General features: G+C 66.0%; 7 protein-coding genes and 1 pseudogene. 6 read left to right on the top strand and 2 right to left on the bottom strand.

What is annotated here, in order from left to right; genetic code table 11:
• Positions 1 to 8: 8 nt before the first annotated feature.
• Both THIVI_RS09800 and THIVI_RS09795 read right to left on the bottom strand, forming a co-directional pair.
• Entirely contained in the window at positions 9 to 1,370 is a 1,362-nt protein-coding gene (locus THIVI_RS09800; RefSeq protein ID WP_014778444.1) for a DEAD/DEAH box helicase, read from the bottom strand.
• A gap of 148 nt (positions 1,371 to 1,518) precedes the next feature.
• Positions 1,519 to 2,032, bottom strand: a pseudogene (locus THIVI_RS09795) (AAA family ATPase); the annotation flags it as partial.
• A 149-nt stretch (positions 2,033 to 2,181) separates the two neighbouring features.
• Here THIVI_RS09795 and recC point away from each other — a divergent pair.
• The 6 genes from recC to THIVI_RS09765 all read left to right on the top strand — a co-directional run bounded on the left by recC (position 2,182) and on the right by THIVI_RS09765 (position 15,950).
• On the top strand, positions 2,182 to 5,808 hold the full coding sequence (recC, locus tag THIVI_RS09790; RefSeq protein ID WP_014778442.1) for an exodeoxyribonuclease V subunit gamma: 3,627 nt from the start codon (positions 2,182 to 2,184) through the stop codon (positions 5,806 to 5,808).
• Entirely contained in the window at positions 5,805 to 9,788 is a 3,984-nt protein-coding gene (gene recB / locus THIVI_RS09785; RefSeq protein ID WP_014778441.1) for an exodeoxyribonuclease V subunit beta, read from the top strand. Before recC ends, recB begins: the two co-directional genes overlap by 4 nt.
• Entirely contained in the window at positions 9,788 to 12,088 is a 2,301-nt protein-coding gene (gene recD, locus THIVI_RS09780) for an exodeoxyribonuclease V subunit alpha (RefSeq protein WP_014778440.1), read from the top strand. Before recB ends, recD begins: the two co-directional genes overlap by 1 nt.
• On the top strand, positions 12,069 to 13,043 hold the full coding sequence (locus THIVI_RS09775) for an ADP-ribosylglycohydrolase family protein (protein ID WP_014778439.1): 975 nt from the start codon (positions 12,069 to 12,071) through the stop codon (positions 13,041 to 13,043). Before recD ends, THIVI_RS09775 begins: the two co-directional genes overlap by 20 nt.
• A 347-nt stretch (positions 13,044 to 13,390) precedes the next feature.
• Positions 13,391 to 14,890 carry a phytoene desaturase gene (locus tag THIVI_RS09770; protein ID WP_041446925.1) on the top strand — a complete coding sequence of 500 codons (1,500 nt, stop codon included), beginning with the start codon at positions 13,391 to 13,393 and terminating at the stop codon, positions 14,888 to 14,890.
• Positions 14,883 to 15,950 carry a phytoene/squalene synthase family protein gene (locus THIVI_RS09765; RefSeq protein ID WP_245537416.1) on the top strand — a complete coding sequence of 356 codons (1,068 nt, stop codon included), beginning with the start codon at positions 14,883 to 14,885 and terminating at the stop codon, positions 15,948 to 15,950. Before THIVI_RS09770 ends, THIVI_RS09765 begins: the two co-directional genes overlap by 8 nt.
• The last annotated feature ends 65 nt before the right edge of the window (positions 15,951 to 16,015 follow it).

Below are 16,015 nucleotides of genomic sequence, written 5' to 3'. Positions count from 1 at the left end.
AACGAAAATCAACCACCCGTTTTCGTCGGATCGCCTGGTCGCTTGGCGAGCGGCGCATGGCCGGCCTCGACGCCATGGGCGCTGGTCGGCACGCGCCGCTTGCCGATGTTCTTGCGATCGCGCAGCCGCTCCTTGACCTTGGGCGCTTCCGGTTTTTCGGCGGCCGCCCTGGCCTTGCGCATGGCCGGCGTCGGCTTGCCGGGGCCTTTGCGTTTGGTCGGTCCCTGGAATTTGGCCTTCAGACCCTCGATGGCGCGCGTCTCGGCGGTCAGGTTGAGATAACGTACGATGCTTTCCATGCGATTCCATTCGCTCTTGCCGACCAGCGACAGGGCGACGCCCTGTTCCCCCGCGCGCCCGGTGCGCCCGGTGCGGTGCAGATAATCGTCCCCCGAGCGTGGCAGATCGAAATTAATCACCCGCTGCACGCCCGGTACGTCCAGGCCGCGCGCGGCCAGATCGGTGGCGATCAGGATGTTCACCCGCCCGCTGTGCAGCAGGCCCATGACGCGGTTGCGCTCGCGCTGATCCAGTTCGCCATGCAGCACCGCCACCCGCTGCTGCTGGCCCATCAGAAAATTGCCGAGCGCGACCGCGCCATCGCGGGTGTTAGTGAACACCAGCGCCTTCTCGAAGGTTTCGTGTTGCAGCAGCCAGAGCGTCTGACGCTGTTTATGTTCCAGGCCATCGCTCAGCAGGAGTTGATGGGCGATATCGGGATGCTGCTCGCGCACCGGATTGATCGCCAGCACCTGAGGGTCGCGCAGCAGTCGGTCGGTGATGTCTTTCAGACCCCGATGATGCAGGGTCGCCGAAAACAGCAGCGACTGACGGTTCGGGCGACAGTGACCGAGGATCGCCAGCACGTCATCGGCGAAGCCCATGTCCAGCATCCGATCCGCCTCGTCGAGCACCAGAATCTCCAGATCGCGCAGATCCGCCTGACCGCTTTGCAGCAGTTCCAGCATCCGGCCCGGCGTCGCGACCAGAATCTCCGGGTTTTTGCGCAAGGTGGCGATCTGATGGGCCTTGGACTCGCCGCCGGTGATCACCCCGGCGGTCAGCCGCGTGAAACTGCCCAGACGCATGAAATGGATATAGATCTGACGCGCCAGTTCGCGGGTCGGCAGCAGGATCAGCGCGCGGGTGCCGCCGGCGTGCGCGGGGACCGCCAAAAAGCGCTGCATGATCGGCAGCAGAAAGGCCGCCGTCTTGCCCGAGCCGGTGGCGGCGGAGACCAGCAGATCCGCGCCGTCCATCGCGAGCGGAATGACCTGGGACTGCACCGGTGTGGGGGTCTCGTAGCCTTCGCTGGCGAGACCGCGCAGGAGTGCGTCGGGGAGTAGGAATTCAGAGAAATGTGCGTTCATGGCGGGCAAGATACAACAAATCGGAGTGCGGGGAGGGATTGGAATCGTACCATGGTCCGCCGATGCGTCCGGCAGCCGTGCTCATGTTGACGTCATCCGCCACCGTAGGAGCCCGCTTGCGGGCGACGGGTCACCGGAACAGACAAGGCCGGGACGAACTAAGCCCCGAAAAGATGCTGGCCTTGCTGAATTTGCTCACCCCGGTGATGAAGACGAACCGGACGTAGGCGTCCTGGTCCTTGATGACCGAGTAGAGATTGCGCAGCCCGTCGCGCAGCTCGCGGGCAATCGCCGGTTCGGTCAGGTTGTCGAGGATCCGGCTTGTCGTATTCGTCGACCAGGATGACGGCGCGCTGGCCGGTGGCGGTATGGGCGAGTCGGATCAGTTCGCCGACACAGGCCGTGACGTCGGTTTCGGTGCAGGTCACGCCCAGTGCCGCTTGGTTGATGCGCCGTTGTTCGCCGATCTTGCGCGCCAGGGCGGCGGCATCGTGCAGCACCCCGCCGCCGAAGCTGAGACGGATCACCGGATAAGGGATCGACCAGTCCCAGCCCGGATGGATCGCCAGTCCCCGGAACAGCGGCTCGTTGCCGGCGAAATGATCGTCCTCGCGGATCTTGGCGAAGGTCTGGATGCCGATGGGGAATCTGCGACGGTGCATGATGGGCCTCGGTCGGTGGCGATCCTGCCCGGCATTGTAGCGGCACCCGTGTCTGGCCGCGCGGCGCGCGCTGAAATCCTTTGTATTCCTGGCGTCTTTGCGGTTCAAATGCGCGCTTGGGATCATGATTCCTCGATATGGAGTGACTGATGGACGCTCGGAAAGTCGCGGGCGCTGGAGACTGGCCAACCGGTTTCATGCTGATCCAGGGCAACCGCCTGGAGGCGTTGCGCGGGCTCATGGTCGCCTGGATGCGGCGCCATCCGCTGCATCCGCTGGAGAACGAGGTGGTGCTGGTGCAGAGCAACGGCATCGCCCAATGGCTCAAGCTGGCCCTGGCCGCGAATCCAGAGGACGATCTCACGGGCGGCTGCGGGATTGCAGCCGCGCTGGAGGTGACCCTGCCGGGGCGTTTCATCTGGCAGGCGTATCGCCGCGTGCTTGGCGATCTGCCGGAGAGTTCCGCTTTCGACAAGGCCCCCATGACCTGGCGGTTGCATCGACTGCTGGGTGATCTCGCTGCTCTCGCCGCGCCGCTGCCGAACCCCGACTGTCTGGCGCCAATCCAGGGATTTCTCGACGGCGACGCCGACCCGCGCCGTCGGTATCAACTGGCCCTGCGTCTCGCCGATCTCTTCGATCAGTATCAAGTCTATCGGGCGGACTGGCTGGCCGCCTGGCAGGCCGGCGAGGATGTGCTGATCCGGCCGGACGGTCGCCGCGAGCCGCTGCCCGACGCGCAGCGCTGGCAGCCGGCCCTCTGGCGCTGTCTGCTGCGGGATGTCGCGGGGGAGGCGGGCGCCGCCGCGGGTGCGTTCGGCCATGCCAGTCGCGCCGAGATTCATCGCGCCTTCCTGGAGCGGGCCACGACCTACCCGGACGCATCGTTGGACGCCACCCAGGACCGCCTGCCCCGGCGGGTTATCGTCTTCGGCATCTCATCGCTGCCGCGCCAGTCGCTGGAGGTGTTGGAGGCCATCGCGCCCTTCTCGCAGGTCATGCTGTTCGTGCACAACCCCAGTCGGCATCACTGGGGCGACATCGTCGAGGGTCGGGAGCTGTTCCGGCGCGAGTATCGGCGTTATTCCGCCCGCGGGGCCTGTCCTGAGCGGAGTCGAAGGGTGCCGATGGATGTCGACGAAACCCAACTCCATCTGCACGGTCATCCGTTGCTGGCGGCCTGGGGCAAGCAGGGTAGGGACTATATCCGACTGCTCGACGAGCACGACCGGCGCGAGGACTACGAGGGGCATTTCCAGGCCGCGAGCATGGACATCGATCTTTTCGAGTCCCCCAGCGAATTCCCCGGCGAAGCCACGCTGCTGCAACAGTTACAAGATGACATCCTGGAGCTGCGCCCGCTGCACGAACGTCAGGCGTTGGCCGTCGCCATCGACCCCCGGACCGATCGCAGTCTCGAATTCCTGATCGCCCACGGCCCGCAGCGCGAGGTCGAAATCCTTCACGATCAACTGCTGGACGCCTTCGAGCGTGCCGCCAAGTCCGGCGCTCCGCTGCACCCGCGCGACGTGCTGATCATGGTCCCGGACATCGATCCCTATGCCCCGCACATCGAGGCGGTCTTCGGGCGTCTGGCGCCGGACGATCCGCGCCATATCCCGTTTCATCTCTCGGATCAGGGGCAGCGTCATCGCAATCCGCTGTTGATCGGGCTGGAGACCCTGCTCAATCTGCCGCGCTCGCGCTTTGCCGTTAGCGAGCTGTTGGATCTGCTCGATCTTCCGGCCCTGCGCGAGCGTTTCGGCATCGACGAGGCCGATTTGCCCCGACTGCGCCAGTGGATCGGCGGGGCCAACATCCGCTGGGGGCTGGATGCGCCGCAGCGCGCCAGTCTCGGGCTGCCCGCCGGGCTGACGCAAAACACCTGGGGCTTCGGTCTGCAACGCATGCTGCTCGGCTTCGCCACGGGGCAGAGCGGTCCCTGGCAGGCGATCGAGCCTTATGATGAAATCGGCGGTCTGGAAGCGGCGCTGGTCGGTCCGCTGGTGCAGTTGCTGGAGACGCTGGAACGCTATTGGCGCCAACTCCAGATCCCGCGCGCGCCGGACGCCTGGACGGCGCTGATCGGCGAACTGCTCGATGACGCCTTCGCGGCGGACGGCGAGACCGATCTGCTCGCCATTGCCCAGGTCCAGCAGGCGCTGGAGCGCTGGGCGCTGGACTGTCGGCGGGGCGGCGCGCGCGCGGAGACCCTGCCGCTGGAGGTGGTGCGCGACGCGCTGCTGTCCGCTCTCGACGAGCCGACCCTGACCCAGCGGTTTCTGGCCGGCGCGGTGAATTTCGCGACCCTGATGCCGATGCGCGCTATCCCGTTCCGTCAGATCTGGCTGCTGGGCATGAACGACGGCGACTATCCGCGCAACCGCCGTCCGGCCGATTTCGATCTGATGGCGAACGACTATCGACCGGGCGACCGCTCGCGTCGCGAGGACGACCGTTATCTCTTCCTGGAGGCGCTGTTGTCGGCGCGCGAGCGGCTGGTCATCAGTTGGGTGGGGCGCGGGATTCGGGACAACTCGATCCGTCCGCCCTCGGTGCTGGTCGGTCAGTTACGCGATCATCTCGCCGCCGGCTGGCGACTGGCCAACCCCGAGCAGGGCTCGACGCTCCTCGACGCGCTGACCACCGAGCATCCGTTGCAGCCCTTCAGTCGCCGCTATTTCCAGCCGGATCGTCCGCCGCGTCTCTTTACCTACGCGCGGGAATGGCGGGCGGTGCATCGGGATTCCAGATCCGATCCTGATGGCGATCCCGGAATCGAGCCGGCGGCCTTTTCCGACACCGAACCGGAGCGTCCGCCGACCCTTGATCCGCCCGACCTGGATGCCCCCGTGCGACTGTCCGCGCTGGGGGGCTTTCTGCGTCATCCGGTCAGGACATTTTATACCCGGCGCCTTGCGCTCTATCTCACCGAGGACGCGGATGCCGTCGAGGATGACGAGGTGTTCGATTTCGACGGCCTCGGAAGCTGGGGCATGCGCGACGCCATGATTCAGGCGGTGCAGCACACCCTGGCCCAGCAACCCGACGCCGATCCGCAAGCCTGTCTGCGCGCGACGATCCGGCAGCTCGCGCGCGCCGGCCGTTTGCCCCTGCCGCCGTTCGATGGCGTCTGGACCGATTCGCTGGTCAAGGATCTGGAAGCGCCGGTCGAGACCTATCGGTCGCTTCTGCAACAGTATCCGCTGGTCTGTCCCGCCCGGACGATCCGGCTGGCGGGGATCGGCATCGATTTGGACGATAGCCTGAACGATCTGCGCCAGGACGACGCGGGCAACCGCGTGCGGCTGCATTTGCAGGCCAGTCGATTGCATGAGGGTAAAGACTTGAAGTGGTATCACCTCGCGCGACAGTGGCCGTTCCATCTGGCCGCCCAGCTTGAGGGGCCGGTCACGACGCATCTTCTCGGACCGGACACCGATTTCAGGCTTGCGCCGCTGGACGCCGAGTCCGCGCATGATCGGCTGATCCAACTTCTGGAGTCGTTTCTGGAGGGGCTGACGACCTTGCCGCCGCTGGCCTGCAAGACCGGCTTCGCGGTGCTGCGGGCGCGCGAGGATGACAAGGGTTGTCCGTTTTCGACCTACGAAGGTGGCTTCAACCGCGCCGGCGAGCGGGAAGACCATCCCGGTTATACCCGCTTCTGGCCGACCTATGCGGAACTCAGCGCGGACGCGGGCTTCGAGCCGCTGATCGACCGGCTTTACCGGCCGCTGTTTCGCCATTGTCTGGATCAAGAGGGACCGTCATCATGAGCCAAAGGCTCGATCCGCTCGCCTTTCCGCTCCGGGGCAGCCGACTCGTCGAGGCCAGCGCCGGCACCGGCAAGACCTTTACGCTGGCTCTGCTCTATACCCGTCTGGTGCTTGGGCACGGCGGGGAGGGGATGGCCTTCGAGCGTCCGCTGACGCCGCCCGAGATTCTGGTCGTCACCTTCACGGACGCGGCCACGAAGGAATTGCGCGACCGCATTCGGCAGCGTCTGGTCGAGGCGGCGGTGTGTTTTGAGGCCGCGCCCGACACGGCGCCGAAAACCCAGCATGGCGAAAATCCCCTGCACGATCTGCGCGTGACCTACGCGCCGCAAGATTGGCCCGGCTGCGCGCGCCGGCTGCGTTTGGCCGCCGAATGGATGGACGAGGCGATGATCTCGACCATTCATGGCTGGTGTTACCGCATGCTTCAGGAACATGCCTTCGACACCCGCGGTCTGTTCGACCGGGAACTGATCACCGATCAGACCGATCTGCTGGCCGAGGTGACGCGCGATTACTGGCGTGTACATTTCTACTCGCTGCCGCCGGCGCAGGTGCGCTGCGTCCTGGACGTCGTCAAGTCACCCGATGCCCTGCGCGGTAAGCTCGCCACCTGGCTCCAGCGCCGGGAAGCCATCCTGTCCTACAAGGGCGAGCCGCTGCGCGTCGATTCGCTCGATGCCCCGCTGGCCCGCTACTGTCAGTGGCTGGACCAGCGGGACGGCGTGGAAGCCGAACGTCAGCGTCTGGACGCGGAACGCGCGGTCCTAGAACTGGCGGCCCGTGATCTGTGGCGCGCGGATCGCGAGACGCTCGAAACGCATCTGCGGGAGTTGCGCCCCCATCTCAACGGCACCACGCACGAGAGCACCCACGCCGACAAGTTCGACGCTCTGCTTGCCGACATCGCGGCCTGGTCCGAGGGAGGCGCGGCTCCAACAAAACTCAAGACCTTCGGTCAGGGCGCATTCAAGTTCAAGAAGACCGCGAAAGTCACGACCGAAATGACGCATCCGGCCTTCCGTTCGATCGCCGACTGGCAGGCGGCGGGCGCCAAACCGCCTCTGCCGGAAGAGCCGGAACCGTCCTTCGAGGCCTGTCTGATCGCCCATGCCGCGCGCTGGGTTGGGCGCGAACTGGAGCGCCGTCTGCTCGTCCAGGCCGAGATGGGATTCGATGACCTGCTGCGTCAGCTCGACGCGGCGCTGAATCCCAGCGAGGCAGGGGATGGCGGTCACGCGCAACGTCTGGCCGAGACCATCCGGCGTCAGTTCCCGGTGGCCCTGATCGACGAATTCCAGGATACGGACCCGGTCCAGTACCGCATCTTCGACCGCATCTACCAAGTGGCCGAGCCGCCCGAGGACACCGCGCTGATTATGATCGGCGACCCCAAGCAGGCGATCTATGGCTTCCGGGGGGCCGACATCCATACCTATCTCGACGCCCGCCGGGCGACTGCGGGGCGGCATTACACCCTGGGCGTCAATTACCGTTCGACCGAGCCCATGGTGGACGCCTGCAACCGGCTGTTTCAACAGGCGGAGATGCAGGCGCGCGGCGCCTTCCGTTTCAAGACCGACACCGAGCATCCGATTCCCTATCAGACCGTCGAGGCCAGCGGCCGCGCCGAGCGTCTGATCCTGGATGGCCAGGCGGCGACCGCGCTGACCTTCTGGACCCTGGACAACGGCCCCGATCCGATCTCGCCCGACGACTATCGTCGGCGGATGGCCGAGACGACAGCGACCCGGATCGTCGACTGGTTGCGTCAGGCCGAGGCGGGGCAGGCCGGTTTCGAGCATGAGGGCGAGCGTCGCCCCCTGTGCCCGCGGGATATCGCCATCCTGGTGCGCACCGGCACGGAAGCGGCCGCGATGCGCGAGGCGCTGGCGGCTCGTCGCGTTCACAGCGTCTATCTTTCGGATCGGGAGTCGGTCTTTCAGACCCAGGAAGCGGGCGATCTGCTGCATTGGCTGCGGGCCTGCGCCGCGCCCACCGACGAGACTCTGGTGCGCGCGGCGCTCGGCACCAACACCCTGGCCGTGCCGCTGGAACAGCTCGCGCAATTGCAACGCGACGAGCTGGCCTGGGAAGCGCAAATCGAGCGTTTTCGCGGCTACCGGCAGGTCTGGCGGCGTCAGGGCGTGCTCGCCATGCTGCGGCGTCTGATGCAGGACGTCGCGTTGCCCGCGCGGCTGCTCGGACGCGGCAACGGCGAGCGCATTCTGACCAATCTGCTGCATCTGGCCGAATGGCTGCAACAGTCGGCGACCGCGCTCGACGGCGAACAGGCGCTGATCCGGCACCTGTCCGAGCATGTCGGCGCGTCGGGCGACGAATTCATCCAGCGTCTGGAGAGCGATGCCGAACGGGTGCGGATCGTCACCATCCATAAAGCCAAGGGGCTGGAATATCCGCTGGTGCTGCTGCCCTTCATCTGTTCCTGGCGGGCAGTGGATGGTCATACCCGGCAGGTTCCCTATCGCGCCGCCCCTTCGACTCCGCTCGGGACAGCCCCTTCGACTCCGCTCAGGACAGGCCCGCGAACCCTGCTCGAACTGGCGCCAAAGGCCCGCTTCGGCGAGGCTTGGGCCGCCGCCGACGATGCGCGTCTGAGCGAGGATATGCGCCTGCTCTATGTCGCCGTGACCCGCGCCCGGCATGCGCTCTGGCTCGGGATCGCGCCGCTCAAGAGCGGCAACGCGAAAAAGCCCCAGTTGGAGAAGTCGGCCATCGGTCATGTGCTCAATGGCGGCAAGCCGTTCGAGACCCCGGAGGACATCCTGGAGGCGCTGGCGCGGCTGCGGGGGGATTGTGCGTCGATGCGGATCGAGTTGGCTCCATCCTCATCGGTGACGCGACTGGCCCCGGTGTCGGCGGTCGCGCTGGAGCCGGCGCGCCGGGCCCCGAAGACTCGTCCACCGCCCTGGTGGATCGCCAGTTATTCGTCCCTGCGGATCGTGGCGCGGGACGAGACCGGGTCGGAAGAGGCCACGTCGGCGCTTCTGTCCGATCAGTCACAAGGATCCGAGCCGGGACCGTCGGTGGAGACGGCCACGCAGGAAACCGCTATGGAAGAAATCCATCAGACGATCCGAGCGGCTGACGCGGATGACCTCGGTTCGGCGCGCTCGGCAAAGCCCCTGAAGGATCGCCATCTGCACGCCTTCCCGCGCGGCAGCCGCCAGGGAACCTTTCTGCATGGCATCCTGGAGTGGGCCTCGGACCAGCGCGCGCGCGACGACCGGGGGCTGGGTTTGCGCGGCTACGCGGCAACGGCCCAAGCGCGAACGCTGCGCCTGGAAATGCTGGGACAGCGCTGCAATCTGCGTGGACTCACCGCCTGGATCGAGCCGCTGGACGCCTGGCTGGCGGACTTCCTCGTGCGGCCCTGGGTGCTCGATGGACTGCCGGATGCCGACGGCCAACCGCCCACGCTGGCCCTGTGCGATCTGGCGCCCGAACAAATCCAGGTCGAGATGGAATTCTGGCTGGAGAGCCGCGCCGTCCAGACCCAGACGCTGGATCGGTTGGTCCAGACGCACTGTCTGGCCGGATACCCGCGTCCCGGCATCGGCGCCAATCGACTCAACGGCATGCTCAAGGGCTTCATCGATCTGGTGTTCGAGCACCAGGGCCGCTACTACGTCGCGGACTGGAAATCCAACTGGCTGGGACCGGACGACGCGGCCTATACCCCGGAGGCCATGCGCGAGGCTATTCTGAACGCCCGCTACGATCTGCAATACGTGCTCTATCTGCTGGCGCTGCACCGTCAGCTTCGCGCGCGCCTGCCCGATTACGACTATGACCGGCATGTCGGCGGGGCGGTCTATGTCTTTTTGCGCGGCGGTTACAGCGCCAGTCAAGGGCTCTTCATGGACAAACCGCCGCGGATTCTGATCGAGACGCTGGACCGGCTGTTCGCCGGAGAAAAAACGGCTGGCGAGACGACGGCTGGCCGGGAGGTGGCCTGATGGACACCCGGACGTCCCATCCGTTTGCCCTGAGCGGAGTCGAAGGGTTTGCGCCTGTCGAGGCCGAGGATCTGCTCGCCCGTCTGCGCGCCTGGGCGGATGCCGGCGCGCTGCGCGCGCTGGATCTGGCCCTGACCCGCTTCATTCATCGACACGGACCGGAGACCGACACGGCGGTGCTGCTCGCTGTCGCCCTGACCAGCGAGCGCAATGGACACGGCCATGTCTGTCTCGATCTTGCCGGCGCGCGGGAGCGTCCGGACGCCCTGCTCACCCGACTGCGCGACGATGTGGACACCGCCGCCGAGGTGCGTGCCGACTTGAGCGCCCTTCTGCGCGGACTGACGCTGGCGGACTGGGTCGGACGCCTGAGCCGCAGCCCGGCGGTCCACAACCGGCTGGACCGCGACGCCACCGACGACGCGGCATCCCCCCTCGTCCTGGAAGGCACGCCCGCGCGACCGCTGCTCTATCTCCGGCGCTACTGGCGGTACGAGTCGCGCATCCTCGACGGCATCCGCGCGCGTCTCGACCAGCGGCTCGAACTGCCGGAAACGGACCTGCGCGCGCTGCTCGACGCGCTGTTCGTCGTCGACCAGGACGCGGCGTCCGATCCCTGCGACTGGCAAAAGATCGCCTGCGCGCTGGCGGCCCGCAGCGCCTTCGCCATCGTCACCGGCGGTCCGGGCACCGGTAAGACCACCACTGTGGTGCGTCTGCTGGCGCTGTTGCAGGGCTTGGCCATCGGGCGCGGCCAGCCGCCGCTGCGCATCCGTCTGGCCGCGCCCACCGGCAAGGCCGCCGCGCGTCTGAACGAATCCATCGCCGCGCGGGTGGCGGACCTGCCGCTCGACGCCGTTCCGAATGGCGAACAGGTTCGCCGCGAGATTCCCACCGAGGTGACGACCCTGCACCGGCTGCTCGGCTCGATCCCGGACAGCAGGCATTTCCGCCATCATGCCGGCCATCCGCTCCCGGCCGATCTGGTGGTGGTCGACGAGGCATCGATGGTGGACGTGGAGATGATGGCCCGTCTGCTGGAGGCGTTGCGTCCCGATGCGCGCCTGATCCTGCTGGGCGACAAGGACCAACTGGCCTCGGTGGAGGCGGGCGCCGTGCTGGGCGATCTCTGTCAGCGCGCGCGCGCCGCGCACTATCTCCCGGTCACCCGCGACTGGCTGCGCCGGGTCACGGGCGCGACCATTCCCGACACGTACCTCGACGACGCCGGCGAGCCGCTAGATCAGGCTATCGTCATGTTGCGCAAGAGTTATCGCTTCAAGCCCGAAGGCGGCATCGGGGCGCTCGCCGCGCTGGTCAACGACGATCGACGTCACGACGATACACCGGAGCGCCAGCCGCCGACCGCGCGTCTGAGCGCCGTGCTGAGTCTGTTCGAGCGCCAGCGGAGCGTCAGCGACGGGAAACTGGGCCGGATCGACGCCATCCAACTGCGCGACACGGGTAGCCCGGAATTCGCCGCCCTGGTTCGCGACGGCTATCGCGCCTATCTGACCCGGATGCGCGACGAGGATCCGGGCGACGACGCCACCCGCGACGCCTTGGATCGGTGGGCGCGCGCCGTCCTCAAGGCGCAGGAAGGATTCCAGTTGCTCACCGCGCTGCGTCAGGGACCGTGGGGCGTGGAAGGGCTGAACCGACGGATCGTCGAGGTGCTCAAGGACGCCGGATTGCTGAGTGGGGGCGACGCCCTCGGGACGGCGGGCGCGGATCGTCACTGGTTCGCCGGCCGCCCGGTGCTGGTCACCCGCAACGACTATGGCCTGCACCTGATGAACGGCGACATTGGCATCACGCTCGCGCTGCCGCTGGCCCCGCGCGGCGTCGAAGGGCCTGCCCTGAGTGGCGTCGCAGGGCCTGTCCTGAGCGGAGTCGCAGGGCCTGTCCTGAGCGGAGTCGAAGGAGCGGAGCTTGGCGGTCAGGAGATTGGGGCAAGACGTCGTGTGTTGCGCGTGGCCTTTCCCGCCGGCGACGGTTCCGGCGGCATCCGCTGGATCCTGCCCAGCCGTCTGCAAGCGGTGGAGACCGTCTTTGCCATGACGGTGCACAAATCACAGGGCTCGGAATTCGATCACACCGTGCTCATTCTGCCGGATACCTCAAATCCGGTCCTCACCCGCGAGTTGGTCTATACCGGTATCACCCGTTCGCGACACGCCTTCACGCTGCTCTATCGCGAACCGTCCGTGCTGGGCGATGCGCTGGAACGCCGGGTTCGGCGCGTGAGTGGGATCGGTCTTTCCAGGGGACAGACGCTCGATGAATGCAATGACGCTTGAAACGGAACTGTCGCGCCGGGATCGCACGCGCGGCGCCTTGATCGGTCTGGCCGTGGGCGATGCGCTCGGGACCACGCTGGAATTCACGCGACCGGGAGCCTTCGCCCCGATCGACGACATGCTTGGCGGCGGTCCTTTCCGGCTCGCTCCAGGGCAGTGGACGGACGACACCTCCATGGCGCTCTGTCTTGCCGAGAGTCTGATCGCCCGCGACGGTTTCGACGCCGAGGATCAGATGCGCCGCTATCTGCGCTGGCGCGACGAGGGCTACTGGAGCAGCAACGGACGCTGTTTCGACATCGGCAATACGATTGCCGCCGCGCTGACGCGGTTCGAGAACGATTGGAATCCCTTCGCGGGATCCACCGATCCGCATACCGCGGGCAACGGTTCGCTGATGCGTCTGGCGCCCGTGCCGCTCGCCTTTGCCCACGCGCCGGCCGAGGCCGTCCGGCTCGCGGGCCGGATGTCGCGCACCACCCACGCCGCGCCGGAGGCGGTCGACGCCTGCCGCTATCTGGCGGGTCTGATCGTCGGCGCGCTCCAGGGAATTGCTCGGGACGAACTGCTCGGTCCCCGCTTCGCGCCGCCTGGGGTGGACTGGACGACGCATCCGCTCAGCCGCCAGATCGACGCCGTCGCCGCCGGGCGGTTCAAGGAACGCGAGCCCCCCATGATTCGCGGCACCGGCTACGTCGTCCAGTCCCTGGAGGCGGCGCTCTGGGCCTTCTGGACGACCGACAATTTCCGGGACGGGGCGCTCAAGGCGGTCAATCTTGGGGAGGATGCCGACACCACCGGGGCGATCTATGGGCAACTCGCGGGGGCCTATTATGGCCACGCGACCATTCCCGAAAGCTGGCGCGTCCGGATCGCGTTGAGCGACGCAATCCTCGATTTGGCCGACCGTCTCCTGGATCTGTCGGAACGTCGCCGCTCGCCGAAGGACGCGTGAGTCGTCTCGCGGCCATGGTCTTTAGACAATCGGATGACTGCCATTCGGTGAAGCCGTTCGTGGTTCGACGAACTCACCACGAACGGCTTCGACGAACTCACCACGAACGGCTTCACCGAATGGCCGTGCGGCAATCGGATGCGATGATCTTCGAGGGCGAGGAGGCCGATCATCCTTGTCCGTTCTCCGCTGTTTTCAACACCGCAATGCCCCGGCGCCTGATTCCTGTCAATCTTTGGTCTGTACGCAGGGTCTGACACGGCAAGGATCCTGCTATACTGTCAATCTGTATTGACATAGACTTAGGTAATGCAGACTTGACACTCGCCGCCCCCCACATTTCTGAAATGAATTCCGATTTGACCAAACCACGCGCGGTCGTGATCGGCAGCGGTTTTGGCGGCCTGGCCGCCGCGGTGCGGCTTGGCGCGCGCGGTTATCGGGTCACGGTCCTCGAACGTCTCGATGCCCCTGGCGGGCGTGCCTACGTTCACAAGCAGGACGGCTTCACCTTCGACGCCGGGCCGACCATCATTACCGCGCCCTTTTTGCTCGACGAACTCTGGGGCCTCTGCGGTCGCGTGTTCTCCGACGAGATCGAACTCAAGTTGATGGATCCCTTCTATCGGATTCGTTTCGACGACGGCCGGATCTTCGATTACAACGGCGACGCGGAGGCGGTCAAGGCGCAGATCCGGCAGTTCTCGCCCGCCGACGCGGATGGCTATGACCGCTTCATGAAAATGAGCGAGTCCGTCTTCAAGGTCGGCTTCGAAGATCTGGCGCATGTGCCCTTTACGTCTTGGACGGACATGGCGCGGATCGTGCCCGAGATGGCCCTGCTGCAGAGCTATCGCACGGTCTATGGGATGGTCTCCAAGTACATCAAGGATCCGTTCATCCGGCAGGTGCTCTCCTTCCATCCGCTGCTGATCGGCGGCAATCCCTTCACGGTCACGTCCATCTATGTTCTGATCTCCTTCCTGGAGCGCAAATGGGGCGTGCATTCGGCCATGGGCGGCACCGGATCGCTGGTCAAGGGAATGGTCAGTCTGATCGAAGGGCAGGGCGGGGACATCCGTTACAAGGAAGAAGTGTCCGAGATCCTGGTCAAGGATCGCCGAGCGACCGGGGTGCGTCTGGCGTCCGGCGAGGAGATCGCGGCCCCGGTCATCATCTCCAACGCCGATGCCGCGACCACCTACCGTAAGCTGCTGCCAGCGAGCGTTCGCAAGCATTGGACCGACAAGCGTCTTGAGCGCGCCAAGTATTCCAATGGTCTGTTCGTCTGGTATTTCGGCACCAAGCGCCAGTACCCCGACGTGAAACACCACACCATCATGCTCGGCCCGCGTTATCGGGAACTGCTGGACGACATCTTCAAGCACAAGACGCTGGCTAAGGACTTCAGCCTCTATCTGCATCGCCCGACGGCGACCGATCCGAGTCTGGCCCCGGAGGGTTGCGATACCTTCTATGTGCTGGCCCCCGTGCCGCATCTTGGCGGCGGGACCGACTGGGCGGCCGAGGCCGAACCCTATCGCGCCCGGATCGCCCGTTATCTGAGTGAAACGATCCTTCCAGGGCTGGAAGATCAGATTGCGACCTCGCTCGTCACGACACCCCAGGATTTTCAGGATCGCCTGCTGTCTTATCATGGGGCTGGATTTAGTCTTGAGCCCATCCTCATGCAGAGTGCGTGGTTCCGCCCGCACAATCAAAGCGAAGAGGTGGATGGTCTTTACTTGGTCGGTGCGGGGACGCATCCGGGCGCGGGTGTGCCCGGTGTCCTATCGTCGGCCCGTGTCCTCGATACGGTGGTGCCCGATGCCTCAACCTATGTCTAATTCGATGGGTCCAGTGACCTCGCATGCGTCGGCGGCGGATATCGCCGCTTGTCGCGACCTGCTGCGCGACGGCTCGCGCTCGTTTTATGCGGCTTCCTTTTTGTTGCCGCAGCGCTTCCGCGATCCGGCCATCGCGCTCTATGCCTTCTGCCGCATTGCCGACGATGCCATCGATTGCGTCGAGGGTGATCCGGTGGCGCAAGCCGCAGCCCTGACCATGCTCCATAAGCGGCTGGACCGGATCTATGACGGCTGTCCGATCGACGATCCGGCCGATCGCGCGCTGGCCGATGTCGTGGTGAATTTCGCCATGCCGAAGCGTCTGCTCGAAGCCCTGCTGGAGGGCTTCGAGTGGGACGCGGAAGGACGCCGCTACGAGGATCTTTCAGGCATTTACGACTATTCGGCGCGGGTCGCCGGCACCGTCGGCGCCATGATGGCAACCCTGATGGGCGCGCGCTCGGCGGAACTCGTCGCCCGTGCCTGCGATCTGGGCGTGGCCATGCAGCTCACCAACATCTGCCGTGACGTGGGCGAGGATGCGCGCAACGGTCGGCTCTATCTGCCCCGGCAATGGCTGCGCGAGGTGGGGATCGACCCGGACGAGTGGCTCAAGGAACCCGTTTTCAACGAGGCGCTGGCGTCCGTGGTCCAGCGTCTGTTGCAGGCGGCGGAGATGCTCTATCAGCGTTCGGATGCCGGCATCGCCGGGTTGCCCATCAACTGTCGGGCGGGAATCAATGCCGCGCGTTATCTCTACTCCGAGATCGGGCGTCAGGTGGAGCGGCACGGACTGGATTCCATCTCCCGTCGCGCCGTGGTGCCGCCGCAGCGGAAGTTGCAACTCTTGGCGCCCATCCTCGGCAAGGCTATCCTGACCTCGCGTTATATCGCCGCCCCCGCCCTCGAAGAAACGCGCTTCCTGGTCGACGCCGTCGTTGCCGCGACACCGCAACTGAAGAGGAGCCCAGCCTTGGGCAGCGGCGGCAGTCGCGTGATCTGGGTGCTGGAGTTGTTCGAGCAACTCGAAGAACGCGAGCGCGCGGTCAGCATGCGTTAACGAAACCGCGTCCAGAGCGAGCAGCGCTGTTTCAGTGTTCACGCCCGCCGTGCCACGCACGGCCC

The organism is Thiocystis violascens DSM 198 (genome assembly GCF_000227745.2).
GTDB lineage: Bacteria > Pseudomonadota > Gammaproteobacteria > Chromatiales > Chromatiaceae > Chromatium > Chromatium violascens.
The sequence above is the reverse complement of the archived record's forward strand: the minus strand, read 5'-3'. Positions and strand labels throughout refer to the sequence as shown.

Coding starts and splice junctions, on each gene's coding strand:
- recC (WP_014778442.1), top strand. CDS start 2,182: ATGGACGCTCGGAAAGTCGCGGGCGCTGGAGACTGGCCAACCGGTTTC.
- recD (WP_014778440.1), top strand. CDS start 9,788: ATGGACACCCGGACGTCCCATCCGTTTGCCCTGAGCGGAGTCGAAGGG.
- THIVI_RS09770 (WP_041446925.1), top strand. CDS start 13,391: ATGAATTCCGATTTGACCAAACCACGCGCGGTCGTGATCGGCAGCGGT.
- THIVI_RS09800 (WP_014778444.1), bottom strand. CDS start 1,370: ATGAACGCACATTTCTCTGAATTCCTACTCCCCGACGCACTCCTGCGC.
- THIVI_RS09765 (WP_245537416.1), top strand. CDS start 14,883: ATGTCTAATTCGATGGGTCCAGTGACCTCGCATGCGTCGGCGGCGGAT.
- recB (WP_014778441.1), top strand. CDS start 5,805: ATGAGCCAAAGGCTCGATCCGCTCGCCTTTCCGCTCCGGGGCAGCCGA.
- THIVI_RS09775 (WP_014778439.1), top strand. CDS start 12,069: ATGAATGCAATGACGCTTGAAACGGAACTGTCGCGCCGGGATCGCACG.